Origin of the sequence: Variovorax sp. UMC13, assembly GCF_014170375.1 — a bacterium.
Taxonomy (GTDB): domain Bacteria; phylum Pseudomonadota; class Gammaproteobacteria; order Burkholderiales; family Burkholderiaceae_C; genus Variovorax.
In genome coordinates, this window is record NZ_LZZW01000010.1 from 321,939 (window position 1) to 341,308 (window position 19,370).

Annotated in this window: 19 protein-coding genes; 7 read left to right on the plus strand and 12 right to left on the minus strand. The window is 69.3% G+C overall.

Going from position 1 to position 19,370, the window contains the following annotated elements; translation table 11 throughout:
• Together A9977_RS06470 and hpaH are read right to left on the minus strand one after the other, a co-directional pair.
• Positions 1–1,470, minus strand: a complete 1,470-nt coding sequence (locus A9977_RS06470) for an aldehyde dehydrogenase family protein (protein ID WP_183024047.1) — start codon at positions 1,468–1,470, stop codon at positions 1–3.
• Positions 1,471–1,635: 165 nt separating this feature from the next.
• A complete protein-coding gene (gene hpaH, locus A9977_RS06475) occupies positions 1,636–2,439 on the minus strand; it encodes a 2-oxo-hept-4-ene-1,7-dioate hydratase (RefSeq protein WP_183024048.1) in 804 nt (267 codons plus the stop codon).
• Positions 2,440–2,685: 246 nt separating this feature from the next.
• Between hpaH and A9977_RS06480 the strand changes: the two genes are divergently transcribed.
• Positions 2,686–2,997 carry a DUF1161 domain-containing protein gene (locus A9977_RS06480; protein WP_183024049.1) on the plus strand — a complete coding sequence of 104 codons (312 nt, stop codon included), beginning with the start codon at positions 2,686–2,688 and terminating at the stop codon, positions 2,995–2,997.
• Between the two features lie 3 nt (positions 2,998–3,000).
• Here A9977_RS06480 and A9977_RS06485 read toward each other — a convergent pair whose 3' ends face one another.
• Together A9977_RS06485 and A9977_RS06490 are read right to left on the minus strand one after the other, a co-directional pair.
• Positions 3,001–3,444 carry a GNAT family N-acetyltransferase gene (locus A9977_RS06485; protein WP_183024050.1) on the minus strand — a complete coding sequence of 148 codons (444 nt, stop codon included), beginning with the start codon at positions 3,442–3,444 and terminating at the stop codon, positions 3,001–3,003.
• Positions 3,441–4,358 carry a LysR family transcriptional regulator gene (locus A9977_RS06490; RefSeq protein ID WP_183024051.1) on the minus strand — a complete coding sequence of 306 codons (918 nt, stop codon included), beginning with the start codon at positions 4,356–4,358 and terminating at the stop codon, positions 3,441–3,443. The genes A9977_RS06485 and A9977_RS06490 overlap by 4 nt, the downstream gene beginning before the upstream one ends.
• A gap of 128 nt (positions 4,359–4,486) precedes the next feature.
• Between A9977_RS06490 and A9977_RS06495 the strand changes: the two genes are divergently transcribed.
• Genes A9977_RS06495 through A9977_RS06505 form a run of 3 tightly spaced genes read left to right on the plus strand, consistent with a single transcriptional unit; the run spans position 4,487 to position 7,606 of the window.
• Positions 4,487–5,422 carry a hydroxymethylglutaryl-CoA lyase gene (locus A9977_RS06495; RefSeq protein WP_183024052.1) on the plus strand — a complete coding sequence of 312 codons (936 nt, stop codon included), beginning with the start codon at positions 4,487–4,489 and terminating at the stop codon, positions 5,420–5,422.
• A 13-nt stretch (positions 5,423–5,435) separates the two neighbouring features.
• Entirely contained in the window at positions 5,436–6,587 is a 1,152-nt protein-coding gene (locus A9977_RS06500; RefSeq protein WP_183024053.1) for a CaiB/BaiF CoA-transferase family protein, read from the plus strand.
• A gap of 35 nt (positions 6,588–6,622) precedes the next feature.
• Entirely contained in the window at positions 6,623–7,606 is a 984-nt protein-coding gene (locus A9977_RS06505) for a tripartite tricarboxylate transporter substrate binding protein (protein WP_183024054.1), read from the plus strand.
• A gap of 7 nt (positions 7,607–7,613) precedes the next feature.
• Here the strand turns inward: A9977_RS06505 and A9977_RS06510 are convergent, their stop codons facing one another.
• Positions 7,614–8,663 carry an adenosine deaminase gene (locus A9977_RS06510; RefSeq protein ID WP_183024055.1) on the minus strand — a complete coding sequence of 350 codons (1,050 nt, stop codon included), beginning with the start codon at positions 8,661–8,663 and terminating at the stop codon, positions 7,614–7,616.
• Positions 8,664–8,832: 169 nt separating this feature from the next.
• Between A9977_RS06510 and A9977_RS06515 the strand changes: the two genes are divergently transcribed.
• From A9977_RS06515 to A9977_RS06525, 3 genes are all read left to right on the plus strand, one after another.
• Positions 8,833–10,068 (plus strand): phosphatase PAP2 family protein, encoded by a 1,236-nt coding sequence (locus A9977_RS06515; RefSeq protein WP_310936100.1) that lies wholly within the window; start codon positions 8,833–8,835, stop codon positions 10,066–10,068.
• Between the two features lie 71 nt (positions 10,069–10,139).
• Positions 10,140–10,763, plus strand: a complete 624-nt coding sequence (locus A9977_RS06520; protein WP_183024057.1) for a GNAT family N-acetyltransferase — start codon at positions 10,140–10,142, stop codon at positions 10,761–10,763.
• A gap of 232 nt (positions 10,764–10,995) precedes the next feature.
• The gene (locus tag A9977_RS06525) at positions 10,996–12,447 is read left to right on the plus strand and encodes a SulP family inorganic anion transporter (RefSeq protein ID WP_183024058.1); all 1,452 of its coding nucleotides are present in this window, start codon (positions 10,996–10,998) and stop codon (positions 12,445–12,447) included.
• Between the two features lie 31 nt (positions 12,448–12,478).
• Here the strand turns inward: A9977_RS06525 and A9977_RS06530 are convergent, their stop codons facing one another.
• The 7 genes from A9977_RS06530 to A9977_RS06560 all read right to left on the minus strand — a co-directional run bounded on the left by A9977_RS06530 (position 12,479) and on the right by A9977_RS06560 (position 19,341).
• Entirely contained in the window at positions 12,479–12,856 is a 378-nt protein-coding gene (locus A9977_RS06530) for a type II toxin-antitoxin system HigA family antitoxin (protein WP_183024059.1), read from the minus strand.
• Positions 12,857–12,905: 49 nt separating this feature from the next.
• On the minus strand, positions 12,906–13,217 hold the full coding sequence (locus A9977_RS06535; RefSeq protein ID WP_183024060.1) for a type II toxin-antitoxin system HigB family toxin: 312 nt from the start codon (positions 13,215–13,217) through the stop codon (positions 12,906–12,908).
• Positions 13,218–13,324: 107 nt separating this feature from the next.
• Positions 13,325–14,494: a BMP family ABC transporter substrate-binding protein gene (locus tag A9977_RS06540; protein ID WP_183024061.1), complete on the minus strand. Its 1,170-nt coding sequence runs from the start codon at positions 14,492–14,494 to the stop codon at positions 13,325–13,327.
• 166 nt (positions 14,495–14,660) lie between these two features.
• A complete protein-coding gene (locus tag A9977_RS06545) occupies positions 14,661–15,581 on the minus strand; it encodes an ABC transporter permease (protein ID WP_183024062.1) in 921 nt (306 codons plus the stop codon).
• Positions 15,581–16,732 (minus strand): ABC transporter permease, encoded by a 1,152-nt coding sequence (locus A9977_RS06550; protein ID WP_183024063.1) that lies wholly within the window; start codon positions 16,730–16,732, stop codon positions 15,581–15,583. The genes A9977_RS06545 and A9977_RS06550 overlap by 1 nt, the downstream gene beginning before the upstream one ends.
• The gene (locus A9977_RS06555) at positions 16,725–18,263 is read right to left on the minus strand and encodes an ABC transporter ATP-binding protein (RefSeq protein WP_183024064.1); all 1,539 of its coding nucleotides are present in this window, start codon (positions 18,261–18,263) and stop codon (positions 16,725–16,727) included. Before A9977_RS06555 ends, A9977_RS06550 begins: the two co-directional genes overlap by 8 nt.
• Before the next feature lie 121 nt (positions 18,264–18,384).
• On the minus strand, positions 18,385–19,341 hold the full coding sequence (locus A9977_RS06560) for a LysR family transcriptional regulator (RefSeq protein WP_183024065.1): 957 nt from the start codon (positions 19,339–19,341) through the stop codon (positions 18,385–18,387).
• Between the last annotated feature and the right edge of the window lie 29 nt (positions 19,342–19,370).

The window sequence follows — 19,370 nt, forward strand, 5'->3', positions numbered from 1 at the left end:
TCAACGGTGGCTGAAACTGGCCTTGAACGGCTTCTTCGGGACCACGACGTCCTTGACGTCACAGAAGAACTCGAAGCTCCAGTCGCCGCCCTCGCGGCCCACGCCGCTGCGCTTGATGCCGCCGAATGGCGCGGCCAGGTCGCGGATGCCGAAGCTGTTGACCCAGATGAAGCCGGTGCGCACCCGCTGCGCCACCGCGGTCGCATGCGCGGCCTCGCCGTAGCAGACGCCGCCCAGGCCGTAGTCGGTGCCGTTGGCCAATGCGATGGCCTCTTCGTCGTCGGCGAAGGTCTGCAGCGTGAGCACCGGTCCGAAGACCTCGTTCTGCACGATCTCGTCGTCCTGCCGCAGGCCGGTGAGCATGGTGGGCTGGAAGTACTGGGCGCCGAAGCCGTGCCTGGCGCCGCCCCACAGCACCTGCGCGCCGCCGGCCACCGCGCGATCCACGAAGCCGGCCACGCGCTCGACCTGGCGCGGATGGATGATCGGCCCGACCTCGGTCGCCTCCTCGCGCGGATCGCCGACCGTGAGCTGCGCGACCTGCGCGCGCATCGCGGCGACGAAGGCCTGGGCCACCTTCTCGTGCACCAGGAAGCGCGTGCCCGCGAGGCAGACCTGGCCCGCGTTGCGGTACATCAGTGCGCCGGTCGCGGCGGCGGCCTCGAGGTCGGCGTCCTCCAGCACGATGAAGGGGCTCTTGCCGCCCAGTTCCAGGCTGCAGGGCACGAGGTTGGCGCCGGCCGCCTGCGCGATGGTCCTGGCGGTGGGCACCGAGCCGGTGAAGGACACGCGGGCGATGCGCGCGTCGGCCACCAGCGCGGCGCCGGTGCGCGCGCCCGTGCCCTGCACCACGTTGAACACGCCCGGCGGCAGGCCGGCCGCGTGCGCGGCATCGGCCAGCAGCGAGCAGGTCAGCGGCGCCCATTCCGGCGGCTTGAGGATGCAGGTGTTGCCGGCCGCCAGCGCGGGCCCGAGCTTCCAGGTCGAGAGCATCAGCGGCGCGTTCCAGGGCGTGATGATCACCACCACGCCGGCCGGGTCGTGGCGCACGATGTGCTGCGCCTGCTCGGTGTCGATGGGGCGGTCCTGCAGCGTGAGCGCGTGCTGCGCGAACCAGCGGATGTTGAGCATGGCGCGCGGCACCACGCCGTGGCGCATGCGCGAGAGCAGCACGCCGGCGTCGTTGCTCTCGAGCAGGCAGAAGGCCTCGGCGCGCTTCCCGATCTCCTCGGCGAAGCGGTCCAGCAGCGGCTGGCGCTCGGCCGCGGTCAGCGCGCTCCAGGCCGCAAAGGCCTTCTGCGCGGCGGCGATCGCGGCCTCGACATGCGCGGCCGTGCCTTCGGCGATGCGGCCCAGCAGGCGCTGGTCGATCGGGCTGTGCAAGTCGAAATGCTGGTCTGACGGCACGCGGCGGCCGTCGATGTAATGGTCGGGGGACACGGCGATGCCGGCCACGTCGAGGGTTGTCATGGGTACACCTTCACAAGTCGGTTGTCCATTGCGCTACACGCCGCCCGCGGCCGACGAAACGGGTGCAGCCAAGGCGAGAGATACCGCGGAACCGGCTTTGCCGGGCCGCTGGTATCGCCCCCTTGAGGGGGAGGCGCCGAAGGCGCTTCAGGAGTGGGATTCATTTCAGATGAAGCGGACGGAGATCGAACCCAGCGGGCCATAGTCCGCATGGAACACATCGCCCGCCGCGCAGGGCACGGGCCGGGTGAACGAGCCGCCCAGCACGATCTCGCCGGCATCCAGGCCCTGGTCGAAGGCCGCGAGCTTGTTGGCCAGCCAGGCCACGCCGTTGGCCGGGTGGTTAAGCACCGCGGCGCCCAGGCCCGACTCCTCGATCACGCCGTTCTTGAACAACAGCGCGCCGGCCCAGCGCCAGTCGACCGCGTCGGGCCGCATCGGCCGGCCGCCCAACACGATCGCGGCGTTGGCCGCGTTGTCGGCGATGGTGTCGAGCACCTTGCGCGGCGCCTTGGTCTCGCGGTCGAACTGCTCGATGCGCGCGTCGATGAGTTCCAGCGCGGGCACCACGTAGTCGGTGGCGTTGAGCACGTCGAACAGCGTCACGCCCGGGCCCTTGAGCGGCTTCGCGAGGATGAAGGCGAACTCGGTCTCGAAGCGCGGCACGATGAAGCGGCTCGCCTCCACCTCGGCGCCGTCGCGCAGCAGCATGTCGTCGAGCAGGGTGCCGTAGTCGGGTTCGGTGATCTGGGAGGCCAGCTGCATCGCGCGCGAGGTGAGGCCGATCTTGTGGCCGATCACGTGCCGGCCCTCGGCCCGGCACAGCTTCATCCACTCGGCCTGGATCGCGTAGCTGTCCTCGATGGTCATCGTGGGATGGCGGCGCGAGAACTGTTCGAGCTGCACGCGGCTGCGCTGCGACTGCTGCAGTTCGCGCGCCAGCGCGGCGTGGATCGACGCATCGAGCATGAGGTGTCTCCGTCTTGGTTCAAAGTGCGGGCCACGAGTGTCGGCCGCGCCCGGCGCGCTCACAAGCAATGGTTTCGGAGCCATTCGCAAGCAGGGATTGATAGTCCCGCGCCGAACCGGGCGGCGGCTGAAGCATTCGGTTGCAGCCGCCCCGCCGGATGCTGGCAACCTCGGGGCTTCATGGAAAAAAGAAATCCCTTTCAACGACACGCGTCCGCCCTTCGATGCCTGGGGCTCGCGGCCCTCATGCTGGGAGGCGCCGCCCAGGCACAGAACAACACCGGCGCGAGCTGCGAAACCCTGCGCGCGCAGATCGAATCGCGCATCGCCGCGGCGGGCGTGGCCCAGTTCAGCGTGACCACGGTCGACGCCAACGCGCCCGCCAACGGCAAGGTCGTGGGCAGCTGCGAGCTGGGCTCGAAGAAGATCGTCTACGAGGTCAGGGACGCCAAGGCGCCCGCGCAGGGCACGGCCGCGCCGCGGCCGGCCCGCGGTCCGGCCATCGTCACCGAGTGCCGCGACGGCACGGTCTCGATGGGTGGCGACTGCCGCCCGTAGCCCTCAGTGCGCGTCGTCGGCGCGCGAGGCCAGCAGCAGGTAGGCGCTGTCGCCCGTGCCCCCGCTGCCGGCCTGCGTGAAGCCGCAGGCGCGATAGAAGGCCTGCGCGCCTTCGTTGAGGCTCAGGCACTTGAGCACGAAGCGCGTCTGCGGCCAGCCCGGCAGCGCCCGCAGCAGGGCCCGGCCCACGCCGCGCCCGGCCCAGGCGTGGTCCACGTACAGGTGGTGGATGAAGCGCTCGGGTGCCCAGAGCGCGATGAAGCCGATCGGCCGCGCCGCGTCATCGAGTGCCACCCAGAGTTGCTCGTCCTGTGTCTGGGCATCGAAGTCGGCCAGCGCGAAGGCCTCGGCGGGCTGCCAGACGAAGGTCTGGCGGCGCGAGCGCAGGAAGAGTTCGCGCAGCGCTGGGGCATCGGCGGGCTCGGCACCGCGGACGGTGAAGCTCATGCGCCGGCCTCCTCGGCTTCGCCCTTCCTCACCAGGAACTCCACCATCTTCGCGGCCGCGGGCTGCAGGCTCTCGGCCTCGCGGTAGCAGACCGCGAAGCGCCGGCGCGCCCAGCTCTCTTGCAGCGGGATCACCTGGACCATGCCCGTGCGCGCGGAGGCCAGGCCGACCTGGCGCGGGATCACGCTGATGCCCAGGTTGGCCGCCACCACGCGCAGCGCGGCGTCGAAGTTCGACACCACCACCCGGTAGCTCAGCGTGCGGCCGGCGCGCGCCGCGGCGCGGTGCAGCATGGTGTGCACCGCCGTGGCCGGCGGCAGGCCCACGTGCTCGAAGTCCAGCGTCTGCTCGAAGCGCAGCGTGCGCCTGCGCGCCAGCGGATGCTCGGGGTGCACCGCCACCGCGAGTTCGTCGCGCCGGTAGGGCCGGTGCTGCAGCCCCTCGAAGCCGATGCTGTCCCAGCACACGCCCAGCGACGCGCTGCCCTCGCGCACCATGCGCACCAGGTCGCGCGAGAAGCGCTCCTCGATGTCGACCTTGATGTCGCGGTGCGCGGGCTCGCGCATGAAGGCCGCCACGTCGTCGAGCAGCGATTCGGCGATGGCCGAGGCGCTGGCCACCAGCCGCACCTGGCCGCGGATGCCGCCCGCGAAGGCCGCCACGTCGGACTCGATGCGCGCCAGGGTGAACAGCAGCGTGCGCGCATGCTCGAGCAGCGCCAGCCCGGCCGGCGTGAGCTCGACGCCGCGCCGCCCGCGCACCAGCAGCGGCGCGCCCAGCTGGTGCTCGAGCTGGGCGATGCGCTTGCTGATGGCCGAGGGCTCGATGTGCTCCTGCGCCGCCGCCTGCTTGATGTTGCGGTGGTCGCACACCGCCACCAGCAGGCGCAGGGTCTTGAGGTCGAGGTCTTGCATCGCGTCTTTCTGAGAGATTCCGATCTGGAACTTTGCATGTTCCGATTTACCACTGGATCATGCCATCGGGAATTCCTATAGTGGGCCCACAGCGCGCTGCAACCCGCAGCCCGACCCGGAGACACACGATGAATGGATTGCCCGCACGCGCCACGGTGCGCGAAGTCGGTCTGCGCGACGGCCTGCAGAGCATCGCCACGGTGCTGCCGACCGAGCGCAAGCGCGAATGGCTGCGCGACGCGGTGGCCGCGGGCCAGCGCGAGATCGAGGTCGGCTCCTTCGTGCCGGCGCGCCTGCTGCCCCAGCTGGCCGACACCGCCGAGCTGCTGGCCTATGCCAAGACCCTGCCCGGCCTTTCGGCCTCGGTGCTGGTGCCGAACCTGCGCGGCGCCGAGAGCGCGCTCGAGGGCGATGCCGACCTGATGATCCTGCCGCTGTCGGCCAGCCACGCCCACAGCCTGGCCAACCTGCGCAAGACGCCCGACGAGGTGGTGGCCGAGCTGGGCCGGATCCGCGCGGCCCGCGACGCTTCGGGCCGCAGGACGCTGATCGAGGGCGGCGTGGGCACGGCCTTCGGCTGCACGTTGCAGGGCGCGGTCGCGCCGGCCGAGGTGCTGCGCCTGCTGCAGGCCCTGCTCGACGCCGGTGCCGACCGCGTGAGCCTGGCCGACACCGTGGGCTACGCCGACCCGCTGTCGGTCAGCCGGCTGTTCGAGCAGGCGCTGAAGATCGCCGGCGACCGCTTCTGCTGCGGGCATTTCCACGACACGCGCGGCCTGGCGCTGGCCAACGTGCTGGCCGCGGCGCAGTTGGGCGTGAGCCGCTTCGACGCCTCGCTGGCCGGCATCGGCGGCTGCCCGCACGCGCCCGGCGCGAGCGGCAACGCCGCCACCGAGGACCTGGGCTTCATGCTGGCCGCGATGGGCATCGACACCGGCCTCGACATGGACGCGCTGCTCGCGCTGCGCGCCAAGGTCGCGGGCTGGCTCGCGGGCGAGCAGACGAACGGCGCGCTGTGGCGGGCCGGCCTGCCGAAGACCTTCCCACGCGCCGCGGCGCACTGAAAAAGAAAAGTCCATGAACACTCCCCCGACCGCCACCGGCCTGCCGCTCGAAGGCGTGCGCGTCATCGAATTCACCCACATGGTCATGGGCCCGACCTGCGGCATGATCCTGGCCGACCTGGGCGCCGAGGTCATCAAGGTCGAGCCGCCCGGCGGCGACAAGACGCGCCAGCTGCCGGGCCTGGGCATCGGCTTCTTCCGCAGCTTCAACCGCAACAAGAAGAGCGTGGTGCTCGACATCCAGACGCCCGAGGGCCTCGCCACCGCGGTCGAGCTCATCGGCCAGTGCGACGTGATGCTCGAGAACTTCCGCCCCGGCCTGATGGCGCAGCTGGGCCTGGACCACGCCACGCTGTCGGCGCACTATCCCCGCCTGATCTACGTGAGCCACAAGGGCTTCCTGCCCGGCCCCTACGAACACCGCACCGCGCTCGACGAGGTGGTGCAGATGATGGGCGGCCTGTCGTACATGACCGGCCCCGAGGGCCGGCCGCTGCGCGCGGGCACCAGCGTGAACGACATCATGGGCGGCATGTTCGGCGCCATCGGCGTGCTGGCCGCGCTGCGCGAGCGCGAGCGCACCGGCCGCGGCCAGGAGATCCAGAGCGCGCTGTTCGAGAACTGCGCCTTCCTCTCGGCCCAGCATGTGCAGCAGTTCCTCATGACCGGCGAGCCCGCGCCGCCGATGCCCTCGCGCGTGTCGGCCTGGAGCGTCTACGACGTGTTCACGCTGGCCGAGGGCACGCAGCTCTTCATTGGCGCGGTCAGCGACAAGCAGTTCCAGACCCTGTGCCGCGTGATCGACCGGCCCGACCTGGCCACCGACCCCGCGCTGGCCACCAACGCGCAGCGCGTGGCGGTGCGGCCCGCACTGCTGCGCCAGCTGGGCGAGACGATGGCGCACCGGCGCATCGACGAACTCTCGGCGCAGCTCGAGGCCGCCGGCCTGCCCTATGCGCCCATCACCCGGCCCGACCAGCTGGTCGACGACCCGCACCTGCTCGCCAGCGGCGGCCTGGCGCCGATGGAGGCCGAGGACGGCAGCCAGACGCAGGTCGTGCTCCTGCCGCTGCTCATGGGCGGCCGCCGGCCGGGCGTGCGGCAGGCGCTGGCGAAGATCGGCGAGCACACCGACGAAGTGCTGGCCGGACTGAACGCGCGCTGAAGCCCATTCGATTGACACAAGACGGAGACAAAGAAATGAACACAGCCATTGCACGCCGCACCCTGCTCGCCCTGGGCGCCGCCGCACTCTGCACCGCCGCCGGCCTGGCAAGCGCACAGGGCAACACCACGCCGCTGCGCGTGATCCTGCCCGTGGGCGCGGGCTCGGGCGTCGACACCATCATGCGATCGGCACAGGTCGCGCTGTCGAAGGCGCTGGGCGGCCAGCCGGTGGTGATCGAGAACCTGCCCGGCGCGGGCGGCATCAGCGGCACCCAGGCGGTGGTCAAGGCCGCGCCCGACGGCAACACCGTGGGCGTGGTGTCGAACAACCACGCGGTGAACCCCAGCGTGTTCAAGAAGATGCCCTACGACGGCATCGCCGACCTCACGCCCATCACCATGATCGGCGGCTCGCCCTTCGTGCTGGTGGTGAACCCGGCCAAGGTACCGGCAAAAAATGCGAAGGAGCTGCAGGCCTTCCTCAAGGCCAAACCGGGCGCCTACAACTACGGTTCCTCGGGCAACGGCACCATCATCCACCTCGCGGGCGAGATGTACATGGAGGCCGCGGGCGTCGAGGTGCGCCACATCCCGTACAAGGGCATGGGCCCGATGCTGGCCGACATCGTGGGCGGCCAGGTCGAGATGGGCGTGGGCGCGGTGCCCGCGGTGCAGGGCCACCTGAAGGCCGGCACCTTGCGCGCCATCGGCGTGATGGGCAAGCAGCGCGTAGCCTCGCTGCCCGATGTGCCGACCATCGCCGAGCAGGGCTTCCCGGGCGTGGACGTCGAGGGCTGGTTCGCGCTGGTGGGGCCGGCGAAGCTGCCGGCCGCGCAGGTCAAGCGGCTGCACGACGCCATCGTCGCCGCCTTCAACGACCCCGAGGTCAAGGCCGCGATGGCGCGGCAGGACAACTTCATCGCTCCCACCACGCCCGAGGCCGCGGCGCAGTTCTTCAGGACCGAGCAGGAGCGCTACGCCCGGCTGGTGAAGAAGGCGAACGTGCAGGTCGAGTGACGACGCTTCAGGCGGCGGCGAAGCGCGCGAAAGTCTCGTTGAGGCGCTCGATGTAGCGCGCCTTGGCCGCATCGTCGATGAAGCTGCCCTCGAAGCTGTTGGCCGCCAGCTGCCAGGCGTGCTGCGCCGTGAGGCCGGTGGCCGCGAAGGTCTGCAGGAAGTTCTCGTTCATGTAGCCGCCGAAGTAGGCCGGGTCGTCGGAGTTGACGGTGGCGGCCAGGCCGGCGTCGAGCAGCGTGCCGAGGTTGTGTTCCTTCAGGTCGGGGAACACGCAGAGCTTGAGGTTCGACAGCGGGCACACCGTGAGCGGGATGCGCTCCTTCGCGAGGCGCGCCATCAGCGCCGGGTCCTTGGCGCTCTGCACGCCGTGGTCGATGCGCTCCACCTGCAGCACGTCGAGCGCGCTCCAGACATAGGCCGGCGGGCCCTCCTCGCCCGCATGGGCCACAAGGTGCAGGCCCAGTTCGCGGCAGCGCGCGAACACCTTGGCGAACTTCTCGGGCGGATGGCCGACCTCGCTCGAATCGAGGCCGACGCCGATGAACTTGTCGCGGTAGGGCAGCGCCTGTTCGAGCGTCTCAAAAGCCTCTTCTTCGCTCAGGTGGCGCAGGAAGCACAGGATCAGCGCGGCGCTCACGCCCAGCTTGGCCTCGGCATCCACGCAGGCGCGGTGCAGGCCGTCGATCACCACCTTGACGTCGACGCCACGCGCGGTATGGGTCTGGGGGTCGAAGAACATCTCGGTGCGCAGCACGTTGTCGGCCGCGGCGCGCTCGAGGTAGGCCCAGGCCATGTCGTAGAAGTCCTGCTCGTGGAGGAGCACGCTGGCGCCCGCGTAGTAGATGTCGAGGAAGGACTGGAGGTTGGTGAAGGCGTAGGCCTGGCGCAGTTCCTCGACGCTCGCGTAGGGAATGACCACGCCGTTGCGCTGCGCCAGCGCGAAGATCAGTTCGGGCTCGAGCGAGCCCTCGATGTGCATGTGCAGCTCGGCCTTGGGCATGGCGCAGAGCAGTTCGGGCAGCCGGTCGGCGGGGATCTTGAAATCGTGGGGGTTCATGCAGGGACTCTAAATCCATTTGCGGCGCAGCGACAATGGGCGCCCTGGCCGACAGCGCCGTCGGTCGCCGGGTCCGACGTTTTCCGAAGAATAGAGTGCTCCTCATGTCGAAGCGAATGCCTGCTGTCCCCAGCGTCCGGGGAGACGGACGTTGAACGCCTTGAACCTGGTGCTTTTCGACTGGCTGGGTGCGGGCTTCGCGCCCCACGCCGCGCTGCTGCGCATCGCCTCGCTGCTGGCCGAGGGCTCCACCTGGCTGTGCGCCGCGCTGATCGTCGGCGCGGCCTGGATGCAGCCGCCGGTGCGCCCGCGCGTCGCGCTGATCCTGGTGGTGGCGGGACTGGTGTCGATGCTCTCGCGCGAGATCGCCGCCGTGCTCGCCATGCCCCGGCCCTTCATGCTCGGGCTCAGCCCCCTGCACATCCCGCACGATGCCCGGCCCGGCCTGCCCAGCACCCATGCCTCGGTGATGTTCACCGTGGCCTTCATGCTGCTGACCGACCGGCGCCTGCGGGCCGTCGGCTGGGCGGTGCTGGCCATGGCCGTGCTGACGGGCGGCGCGCGGATCTACGTCGGTGTCCATTTCCCGCTGGACGTGATGGCCGGCGCCCTGCTCGGCGGCTGCGTCGCCGCGGGGGCGCAGGCCGTGCTGATGGCCACCGGCCGCCTGCGCGAAAGCGCCAGACCGCAACTGACGGCAGTCGCCCGGACCCTGTCCCATCCACGGTCCGGGCCTTGGTTGCTGGTCGGCATCGCGCTGGGCGCGACCTGGATCGGGCTCAACATGCCCTTGTCCTTCCGGCCGAGCCTGCTGCAGCAGGGCGGCGCCATCGGCAACAGCACGCTGATCGGCTACCTGCTCGCGGCGCTGTTCGTGCTCAGGATGCGTCCGCCGGCATGGTCGAAACGCGATGCCGGCGCATTGCTCGTCGTGCTGCTGGCCCTGGCCGCGAACGAGGCCGGCCTGCACGTCGCGCTGTTCGGCATCAGCATCCTCAAGGCCCGTTTCTACAGCGGCGGCACGCTGTGGCAGATCGCCGTGGCGCTGGCCCTGCTGGCGCCGATCGCCATCGCCGCCGGCTGGCTGCTGCGCCGCTCGCACGGCGTCTGGCGCAGCGCGCTCGCGCGCCGCCGCTGGCGTGCCGCGGCCCGCACGGTGGCCTCCTTCGGGGTGGCCGTCGTGACGATCAGGGTTCTGGACGGACTGCCGGGCCTCCTGCTGGATGCCGGGATGCTGAGCGAGGTGCCGAGCGCGATGCACTATCTGTTGCTGAGCCTCGAGGAGATCCTCGAGCTGGCGCTGCCGCTGCTGGCCCTGCTGGCGCTGGTGCAGCTGCGGCTGGGCCGCCATCCCACCTGGCTGCGCCGCGGCGACGGCGCGCCCCGGCTGGCGGCCACGGCCTGAGGTCGCAGCCGCGCGATGGCGCGCGCTACGCTATCGGTCCTGTCACCGCCCAGACTGCCCAAGGAAATGAAATGGACCTTCAACCGACATTGACCGCCGCCGAGGCCGAGTTGCGGCCGCTGCAGGCGACCGATGCGCCCGCCCTGCTCGAGGCCGCGGCCGACGGCGAACTGTGGACGATGAAGCTGACCGTCATTCCCGGGCCGGAAAGCGTCGAGCGCTATGTCGCGACCGCACTCGCCGGCCGGGAAGCCGGCACCGTGATGCCTTTCGCGATCGTCCGGCGCGACACCGGCCGCATCGTGGGCAGCACCCGCTTCTGGAAGATCGACCGGGCCAACCGCAAGCTCGAGATCGGCCACACCTGGCTGGGGCTGTCGGTCCAGCGTTCGGGCATCAACACCCAGGCCAAGTACCTGCTCTTGCGCCATGCTTTCGAGGCCATGGGTTGCGTGCGCGTCCAGTTCACCACCGACGAACTCAACGAGCGCTCGCGCGCCGCGATCCTGCGCATCGGCGCCCGGCAGGAGGGCGTGGTGCGCCACGAACGGATCATGCCCGACGGCCGCAAGCGCAATTCCGTGCGTTTCAGCATCATCGACGACGAATGGCCCGAGGTGAAGGCGATGCTGGAGCGCCGGCTGGACGACGGGCCACCCGCGCCCTTCTCCGCTTCATCGGCTTCATCGGCCTGACCCGTCCCGCAGTGGCTGGGCACCGACGAAGACAGGAATCCCGGTCCCCCGAGTTCCTGCGTTCTCCCCATAAACCTTGGGTAACTCTGTGAATAACTCAGGCAATGCCTTGTAAAGAACACGCAAGTTGTTGTTTTTAAATGAGAAAGCCTAGGCTGCCCAAAAGGTGGGCAGTGGACACCTTCAGCTCGGGTGAGTCTTTAGCAGAATTTTTTCGTACTGTCAGCTTTCAATGCCTCTTTCCCGACTGCGCGCCGAATGGGCGCCAAGCATTCCGCGCGAACTCATGGCGGGTGCCGTGGCCACCTTCGCGCTGATCCCCGAAGTCATCGCCTTCTCCTTCGTCGCCGGCGTCGACCCCTCGGTCGGCCTGTTCGCCTCCTTCGTGATCAGCATCGTGATCGCCTTCACCGGCGGCCGCCCCGCCATGATCTCGGCCGCCGCCGGCTCGGTCGCGCTGGTGGCCGCGCCGCTGGTGCAGTCGCACGGCCTGGCCTACCTGCTCGCGGCCGGCGTGCTGGCCGGCCTGGTGCAGGTCGCGTTCGGCCTGCTGCGGCTCGGCGCGCTGATGCGCTTCGTCTCGTCCTCGGTGCGCACCGGCTTCGTCAACGCGCTCGCGATCCTGATCTTCGCGGCCCAGATGCCGCACCTGGTGGGCGCCAACGGCGCGACCTGGGGCCTGCTGGCGCTGGGCCTGGCGATCATCTACCTGCTGCCCCGGCTCACTTCGGCCGTGCCCTCGCCGCTGGTCTGCATCGTGGTGCTGTCGGTGCTGGCGGCCGTGGCCGGCCTGCCGGTGAAGACCGTGGCCGACCTCGGCCAGCTGCCCGACGCGCTGCCGATGTTCGGCTGGCCCGACGTTCCGCTGGACCTGGCCACGCTGCGCCTGATCGCGCTGCCGGCGCTGGCCATCGCGATGGTCGGCCTGCTCGAGTCGATGATGACGGCCAAGGTGGTGGACGAACTCACCGACACGCCCAGTTCGAAGAACCGTGAATGCACCGGCCTGGGCATTGCCAACGTGGCGGCCAGCCTGTTCGGCGGCATCGCGGGCTGCGGGATGATCGGCCAGACGGTGAGCAACGTGCGCTACGGCGGCCGCGGCCGGCTGTCGACGCTGTTCGCCGGCGCCTTCCTGCTGATCCTGATGGTGCTGCTCAAACCCTGGGTGTCGCAGGTGCCGGTGATCGCGCTGGTGGCGATCATGGTGATGGTCTCGGCCTCGACCTTCGACTGGTGCTCGCTGCGCGGCATGGTGCGCCACCCGCGGGTGTCGAGTGCGGTGATGCTGGTCACCGTCGCGGTGACCGTCGCGACCGAGAACCTCGCCGCCGGCGTGGCCGTGGGCGTGATGCTCAGCGGCGTGTTCTTCAGCTTCAAGGTGGCGCGGCTGATGGGCGTGGCCATCGAGGACGACACGTCCGGCGGCCCGCGTGTCTACCGGGTGACCGGCCAGGTCTTCTTCGCCTCGGCCGAACTGTTCGTCGATGCCTTCGACACCCGCGCCACCGAGAACCACCCGGTGCGCATCGACCTGACGCAGGCGCATTTCTGGGACCTGACCGCGGTCGAGGCGCTCGACACCGTGGTGCAGCGCCTGCGCAAGCACGGCAGCGTGGTCGAGGTGGTGGGGTTGAATGCGGCGAGCCGGGTGCTGATCGATCGGCTGGGCAGGGGCGCGTAGCGATCGCTCGTGACGCTCTACGCCTCGCGCCTCAAGCTGCGACGGCGTCCGATTGGCGAATCAGCACTTCGGCCGGGATGCGAAGGCCGTCCGCGAGCCTTCGGATCATGCCGAGCGACAGCGGGCGCTTGTACGCCAACACTTCGTACACCCGGTTGAGCGGGCCGATGTAGGGCACGAGGTCTTTCACCGTCAGGCCTGCCTGCTCCATCCTGAACTTGATGGCCTCGACGGGGTCGGGCGGATCGATGGAGTGATGCTTGGCCTCGTAGGCCTGGACAAGCGTCACCAGCACATCGAGGCGGTCGCCATCCGCTGTGCCCAGGTCCGGATCGCGTTCCATGAGGAGCGACACATCGCGCAGCGTCGCCTTGTAGTCCGCTGGGGTCCGGATCGGATGGATATTCATGTCGTTCACTCCAGACGCGACTCCCGCGTCCCTTGAATAAACACACCGTCTACTGAGTCTGGTCGACGGTTTCGGCATCGATCGCGTCGTACGCAACATGCGTCCCGACGAACTTCACGTACACCACCTGTTGCTTGTAGGAGATCGACACGATCAAGCGATAGTCGTTCCCCTTGATATTGAAGACCACACGCCCGCCCTTCAGGATGCTTGCGTTGGCGTAGCGCGCCTTCACGTCTGCAGGCTGGGTCCATGCTGCCGCCGTCGCTTCGGCGTACCAGGCCTTCAGCGCTTGTTCTGCATGGCGGTGTGCGGGCAATGCCCAGAAACTCCGCAATGTCGACAGCGCAATCACTCGCATCCCGGGATTTTAGTCCCATTTTGGGACCATGCACCAGTCCCTTAACGACAAACGGGCCACACCCTTGCAGGTGTGGCCCGTGAAGCAGTTGGTTATGAACTGCGCTTTTACTTCTTGTCGCCGCCCGGCACCTTGCCTTCGACGCCCTTGACGTAGAAGTTCACGCCCGAGAGGAACTTGTCGTCGGCCACGGCACCGGCCGCGACCACGTCCTTGCCGTCCTGGCCCAGGATCGGGCCCTTCCAGATCGAGAAGCTGCCGTCCTTCAGGCCGGCCTTCACGGTCTCGACCTTGGTCTTGATGTCGGCCGGCACGTCTTCAGCCACCGACACCAGGTCGATCGCGCCTTCCTTCACGCCCCACCAGCTCTGGCCGGTGGCCCACTTGCCATCGAGCGCGTCCTGGGTGGCCTTGATGTAGTACGGACCCCAGTTGATCACGGCCGACGCCAGGTGGGCCTTGGGGCCGTAGGCGGTCATGTCGGAATCCCAGCCGAAGGCGCGCTTGCCCTTTTCCTGCGCGGTCTTGAGCACGGCCGGCGAGTCGGTGTTCTGGAACAGCACGTCGGCGCCGCCGTTGATCAGCGCGGTGGCGGCTTCGGTTTCCTTCGGCGGGCTGAACCATTCGTTGACCCACACCACCTTGGTCGTGATCTTCGGGTTCACCGATTGCGCGCCCAGCGTGAAGCTGTTGATGTTGCGCAGCACTTCGGGGATCGGCACCGAACCGACCACGCCCAGCGTGTTCGACTTGGTCATCGCGCCCGCGATGATGCCGGCCATGTACGCGCCTTCGTAGGTGCGGCTGTCGTAGGTGCGCATGTTCTCGGCCGTCTTGTAGCCGGTCGCGTGCTCGAACTTGACTTCCTTGTTGTCGGCAGCGACCTTGAGCAGCGGCTCCATGTAGCCGAAGGTGGTGCCGAAGATCAGCTTGTTGCCCTGGCCCACCAGGTCGCGGAACACGCGTTCGGCGTCGGCCGACTCGGGCACGCTTTCGACAAAAGTGGTCTTGATCTTGTCGCCGAATTCCTTCTCGAGCGCCTTGCGGCCGTTGTCGTGCGCGAAGGACCAGCCGCCGTCGCCCACCGGGCCGACATAGGCGAATGCGATGTTGAGCGGCGCGGCGGCAGCCGGCGCGGCAGCGGCGGCCGGTGCGGGCGCGGGGGCCGGTGCGGCGGCCGCCGGCTCTTCCTTCTTGCCGCAGCCGATCAGGGCGGCGGAAGCGACAGCCGTGACGGCGGCCAGCTTGAGCAGGGAGCGCTTGTTCAAATCATTCATTTGTCGAGATCCTCGATAGGTTGGCGGAAAAATCAAGAGCGATAGCAATGGTCGACACCGGCGCAGCCGAAGCGCGAACACCGCGGAACCGGCTTTGCCGGGCCGCTGGTGTTGCCCCTGGAGGGGGGCTCGGCTACACGAAGTGAGCCGATTCGGGGTGGGCTTATTATGAGCCGGGGTAGAAGGGTTTCCCGATGGAAGCGGGCATGTTGGCGCGGATGAACGCGGGATTGCGCGAGATCAGCGCCAGCACCACGATCGGCGCGATGTACTGCAGCATGCTCAGGAACTGGCTGGGCACGTCGACGCCGGTGCTCTGCAAATGAAAGCCCAGCATCGACACGCCGCCGAACAGGTAGGCGCCCAGCAGCACGCGCACCGGCCGCCAGGTGGCGAAGGTGGTCAGCGCCAGCGCGATCCAGCCGCGGCCGGCCACCATGCCCTCGACCCACAGCGGCGTGTAGACGGTCGACAGGTAGGCCCCCGACAGCCCGCACAGCGCGCCGCCCGCGACCACCGCCATGAAGCGGATGCGCCGCACCGGATAGCCCAGCGCATGCGACGACTCGGGCGATTCGCCCACCGAGCGCAGCACCAGGCCGGCGCGCGTGCGGTAGAGGAACCAGATCAGGCCGATGGTGAGCACCACCGCGAAATACACCATCGGGTGATGCCGGAACAGGGCCGGGCCGACCAGCGGGATGTCGCCCAGCACCGGCAGCGCGTACGACACGCTCTCGGGCAGCTTGGCTTGCACGAAGTTGATGCCGACGAAGGCCGAGAAGCCGACGCCGAACAGGCTCAGCGCGAGCCCGGTCGCGTACTGGTTGGTGTTGAGCCAGATCACCAGCACGCCGAAGACCGCGGCCATCGCCGCGCCGGCCGCCATGCCGGCCAGGAAGCCCAGCCAGGGGTTGTGCGTGGTCACCACCGTCGCGAAGCCCGCGATGGCGGCGCACAGCATCATGCCCTCGGCGCCGAGGTTGACGATGCCGGCCTTCTCGTTGATCAGGAGGCCGAGCGCCGCGATGGCCAGCACGGTGCCGGCGCTCAGCGACGAGCCGATGAGCAGTGCGTAGGAGTCCATCAGACTTGTCCCCCGGTGGTGCGCGCGACGGGCGCGGTGAGTGGTGTACTGGCTTGCAGCGAAGAGGTGGTGGCGGCGACCGATGCCGCCTTGGCCGCGGCCTTGCGGCGCACGCGGTAGACGATCAGCGTGTCGCAGGCCAGCAGCGAGAACAGCAGCAGGCCCTGGAACACGCCGGTCAGCGACTTGGGCAGGCCCAGGCGCGACTGCGCGAGTTCGCCGCCGATGTAGAACATGCTCATCAGGATGGCCGAGAAGATCATGCCCACCGGATGCAGCCGGCCGACGAAGGCCACGATGATGGCGGCGAAGCCGTAGCCCGCGGGCACGTAGGGCGTGAGCTGGCCGATCGGGCCCGCCACCTCGAGCGCGCCCGCCAGGCCGGCTGCGCCGCCCGAGGTCAGCAGCGCGATCCAGACCGCGCGCCGGGCCGAGAAGCCCGCATAGCGCGCGGCCGCCGGCGCCAGGCCGCCGACCTGCTGCGCGAAGCCGGCGCGGGTGCGGAACAGGAACACCCACAGCGCGCCCGCGCCCACCAGCGCGATCAAGAGGCCGATGCTCACGCGCGAGCCCTTGATCAGCCGCGGGATCTGCGTGACCGCGTCGAAGGTCTTGGTCTGCGGGAAGTTGTAGCCCGCCGGGTCCTTCCAGGGCCCGTAGACCATGTAGCCCAGCAGCAGCGTCGCGACGTAGACCAGCATCAGGCTCACCAGGATCTCGTTGGCGTTGCACTTGTCGCGCAGGAAGGCCACGATGCCGGCCCACACCATGCCGCCCAGGATGCCGGCCATGAGGATCGGCACCACGATCCACGGGCCGGTGCCCTTGTCGGCCAGCAGCGCCACGCCGCCGGCGAAGATCGCGCCCATCACGAACTGGCCCTCGGCGCCGATGTTCCAGACGTTGGAGCGGAAGCACACGGCCAGGCCGAGCGCGATGATCAAGAGCGGCGTGGCCTTGACCATCAGCTCGCCCAGCGCGTAGCCGCTCTTGATCGGCTCCCAGAAGAACACGCCCAGGCCCTTGACCGGGTCCTTGCCGAGCAGCGCGAACAGCGCCACGCCGATCACCACCGTGATCAGCAGCGCGAGGATCGGCGAGCCGTAGGTCCAGAAGCGCGAGAGTTGCGGGCGGGGTTCGAGCTTAAACATGGGCCATCTCCTTGGCGGCAGCGGGTGCGCCGTGGGCGTCCCAGAGGCCGCTCATCCATTCGCCGATCTTCGGCACGGTCGCGGCGGCGCGGTCGACCGAGGGCGACAGCCGCCCCTTGGCGATCACATAGAGGCGATCGCTGATCTCGAACAGCTCGTCGAGCTCCTCGCTCACCACCAGCACCGCGCAGCCGGCATCGCGCAGCGCCAGGATCTCGTTGCGGATCAGCGCCGCCGCGCCCACGTCCACGCCCCAGGTCGGCTGCGAGACGATGAACAGCTTGGGCTTGGCGTCGATCTCGCGCCCGACGATGAATTTCTGCAGGTTGCCGCCCGACAGCGAGCGCGCCGCCGCATGCGGGCCGCCGGCCTTGACGTTGAAGCGCCGGATGATCTCGCTGGCATGCTGCGCGAGCTGGCCGGTGCGGATCCAGCCGCCCTTGCCCACCGAGTCGCTGCGCGTGAGCAGCATGTTGTGCGCCAGGCCCAGGGTGGGCACCGCGCCGCGGCCCAGCCGCTCCTCGGGCACGAAATGCACGCCCAGCGCGCGGCGCTGGCGCGGCCGCAACCTGGCTGCGGCCTGGCCGAAGACCTCGATCATCGCGGGCTCGGCCCGCGTGTCCTCGCCCGACAGCGCATAGAGCAGTTCCTTCTGGCCGTTGCCCGAGACGCCGGCGATGCCCACCACCTCGCCCGCGCGCACGTCGAGCGACACGCGGTCGAGGTCGACGCCGAACTGGTCCTCGCGCGCCAGCGTCAGCGCCTTGACGCGCAGCGCCACCGCGCCCGCCTTGAGTTCGCGGTGCTGCAGCGGCGGCGGCTCGGCGCCGATCATCAGCCGCGAGAGCGACTCGTTGGTCTCGTTCTGCGGATTGCACACGCCCGTGACCTTGCCGCCGCGCAGCACGGTGCAGGCGGTGCAGAGCTCGCGGATCTCGTGCAGCTTGTGGCTGATGTAGAGGATGCTGCAGCCTTCCGATGCCAGCTTCTTCAGCACCACGAAGAGCTTGACCACCGCCTGCGGCGTGAGCACCGAGGTGGGCTCGTCGAGGATCAGCAGTTGCGGGTCGGTCAGCAGCGCGCGGATGATCTCCACCCGCTGCATCTCGCCCACCGACAGCGTGTGGACCGGGCGCGAGGGGTCGATGTCGAGCCCGTACTCGCCGGCCTTGGCCGTGATGCGGCGCGTGACCTCGGCCAGCGCCAGGCTCTTGTCGAGCCCGAGCCAGACGTTCTCGGCCACGGTCAGCGTGTCGAACAGGCTGAAGTGCTGGAACACCATGCTGATGCCCAGCGCGCGCGCCTCCTGCGGATTGCGCACGTTCACGGCCTGGCCGTTGAACATCACCGTGCCCTCGTCGGGCTTGACGGAGCCGTAGATGATCTTCATCAGCGTCGACTTGCCGGCGCCGTTTTCGCCGAGCACGGCGTGCGTCTCGCCCGGCTGGACCACCAGCGAGACGTCGCTGTTGGCCACCACCGCCGGGTAGCGCTTGGTGATGTGGGAGAGCTGGAGTCGTGGCGTGGTCATGCGTGTCTCGCTGGCATCGTGGTTGTCATGGGGGCCGAATCGGTCCGTGGATCCATCGTTGTTCTTCGGTTTCGGCATCGACGTGGAAGCAGGAAGCAGGCCACGCGCGGTGCCCGGGGCGCTAGGGTTCCAGAACGGCGGCGGCGGCGGGCGAACGCAGCGAGGCCGCCACCGACTTGATGCGCTCGCGCAGCCAGCGCGCCGAGCTCGACGCATGCGTGCGCTCATGCCACAGCTGGTAGTACATCAGGCGCGGAAAGCTCACCGGGCACTCGACGATGCGCACCGGCAGCCGGGCCGCGAAACGCTCGCAGTACTGGCGTCCGGTGGTCAGCACCAGCAGGCTCGAGGCCACCATGTCGGGAATCAGGCCGAAATGCGCGCAGCGCGCCGTGATGTTGCGCTGCAGGTCCTGCGCGTCGAGCATCTGGTCGATGATGCCGCGCGCGCCCGGGTGCATCGGCGTGGGCGCGACGTGCTCGGCCGCCAGCCAGGTCTCGGCGTCCCAGCCGCGGCGCAGCACCGGGTGGTCGGCGCTCACCAGCGAGACGATCTCGTCGCCGAACAGCCGGGCCATGTGCAGGTCCTCGGGCGGCTTGAGCCAGTTGCCGATCACCAGGTCGACGTCGCCCAGCGACAGGTGGCCGTGGTAGTTGGAGTCGGGCGACAGCGGGTGGATCTCGATCTTGCACAGCGGTGCCTGCGCCTTCACCTGCGTGACGAACAGCGGCAGGAACATCGGGTCGAGGTAGTCGCTGGCGGCCACGCGGAAGGTGTTGGTGGCGGTCTGCGGGTCGAAGCCGCGGGCGTCGCTGAACAGCACCTCGGCCGAGCGCAGGATGCTGGCGGCGGGCTCGATCATGCGCAGCGCGGCGTCGGTCGGCACCATGCCCGAGCCGGAGCGCACCAGCAGCGGGTCGCCCGACAGTTCGCGCAGCCGCTTGAGCGCGGCCGAGACGGCGGGCTGGTACATGCCCAGCCGGATGGCGGCGCGCGACACGCTGCGGTCGGTCAGCACCGTGTGCAGCACACGGATCAGGTGCAGATCGATCTTGTCGAACAGCGCTTGGTCACGCATTCGGCTCCCCCCCAGTCTTCGCGCACTGC

What these genes read in the sequence shown, in the direction of transcription:
- A9977_RS06555 (WP_183024064.1), bottom strand. Translation starts at nt 18,263, where the DNA reads ATGACCACGCCACGACTCCAGCTCTCCCACATCACCAAGCGCTACCCG.
- hpaH (WP_183024048.1), bottom strand. Translation starts at nt 2,439, where the DNA reads ATGCTCGATGCGTCGATCCACGCCGCGCTGGCGCGCGAACTGCAGCAG.
- A9977_RS06485 (WP_183024050.1), bottom strand. Translation starts at nt 3,444, where the DNA reads ATGAGCTTCACCGTCCGCGGTGCCGAGCCCGCCGATGCCCCAGCGCTG.
- A9977_RS06495 (WP_183024052.1), top strand. Translation starts at nt 4,487, where the DNA reads ATGAATGGATTGCCCGCACGCGCCACGGTGCGCGAAGTCGGTCTGCGC.
- A9977_RS06545 (WP_183024062.1), bottom strand. Translation starts at nt 15,581, where the DNA reads ATGGACTCCTACGCACTGCTCATCGGCTCGTCGCTGAGCGCCGGCACC.
- A9977_RS06505 (WP_183024054.1), top strand. Translation starts at nt 6,623, where the DNA reads ATGAACACAGCCATTGCACGCCGCACCCTGCTCGCCCTGGGCGCCGCC.
- A9977_RS06510 (WP_183024055.1), bottom strand. Translation starts at nt 8,663, where the DNA reads ATGAACCCCCACGATTTCAAGATCCCCGCCGACCGGCTGCCCGAACTG.
- A9977_RS06525 (WP_183024058.1), top strand. Translation starts at nt 10,996, where the DNA reads ATGCCTCTTTCCCGACTGCGCGCCGAATGGGCGCCAAGCATTCCGCGC.
- A9977_RS06550 (WP_183024063.1), bottom strand. Translation starts at nt 16,732, where the DNA reads ATGTTTAAGCTCGAACCCCGCCCGCAACTCTCGCGCTTCTGGACCTAC.
- A9977_RS06470 (WP_183024047.1), bottom strand. Translation starts at nt 1,470, where the DNA reads ATGACAACCCTCGACGTGGCCGGCATCGCCGTGTCCCCCGACCATTAC.
- A9977_RS06520 (WP_183024057.1), top strand. Translation starts at nt 10,140, where the DNA reads ATGGACCTTCAACCGACATTGACCGCCGCCGAGGCCGAGTTGCGGCCG.
- A9977_RS06500 (WP_183024053.1), top strand. Translation starts at nt 5,436, where the DNA reads ATGAACACTCCCCCGACCGCCACCGGCCTGCCGCTCGAAGGCGTGCGC.
- A9977_RS06480 (WP_183024049.1), top strand. Translation starts at nt 2,686, where the DNA reads ATGCTGGGAGGCGCCGCCCAGGCACAGAACAACACCGGCGCGAGCTGC.
- A9977_RS06540 (WP_183024061.1), bottom strand. Translation starts at nt 14,494, where the DNA reads ATGAATGATTTGAACAAGCGCTCCCTGCTCAAGCTGGCCGCCGTCACG.
- A9977_RS06530 (WP_183024059.1), bottom strand. Translation starts at nt 12,856, where the DNA reads ATGAATATCCATCCGATCCGGACCCCAGCGGACTACAAGGCGACGCTG.
- A9977_RS06490 (WP_183024051.1), bottom strand. Translation starts at nt 4,358, where the DNA reads ATGCAAGACCTCGACCTCAAGACCCTGCGCCTGCTGGTGGCGGTGTGC.
- A9977_RS06535 (WP_183024060.1), bottom strand. Translation starts at nt 13,217, where the DNA reads ATGCGAGTGATTGCGCTGTCGACATTGCGGAGTTTCTGGGCATTGCCC.
- A9977_RS06560 (WP_183024065.1), bottom strand. Translation starts at nt 19,341, where the DNA reads ATGCGTGACCAAGCGCTGTTCGACAAGATCGATCTGCACCTGATCCGT.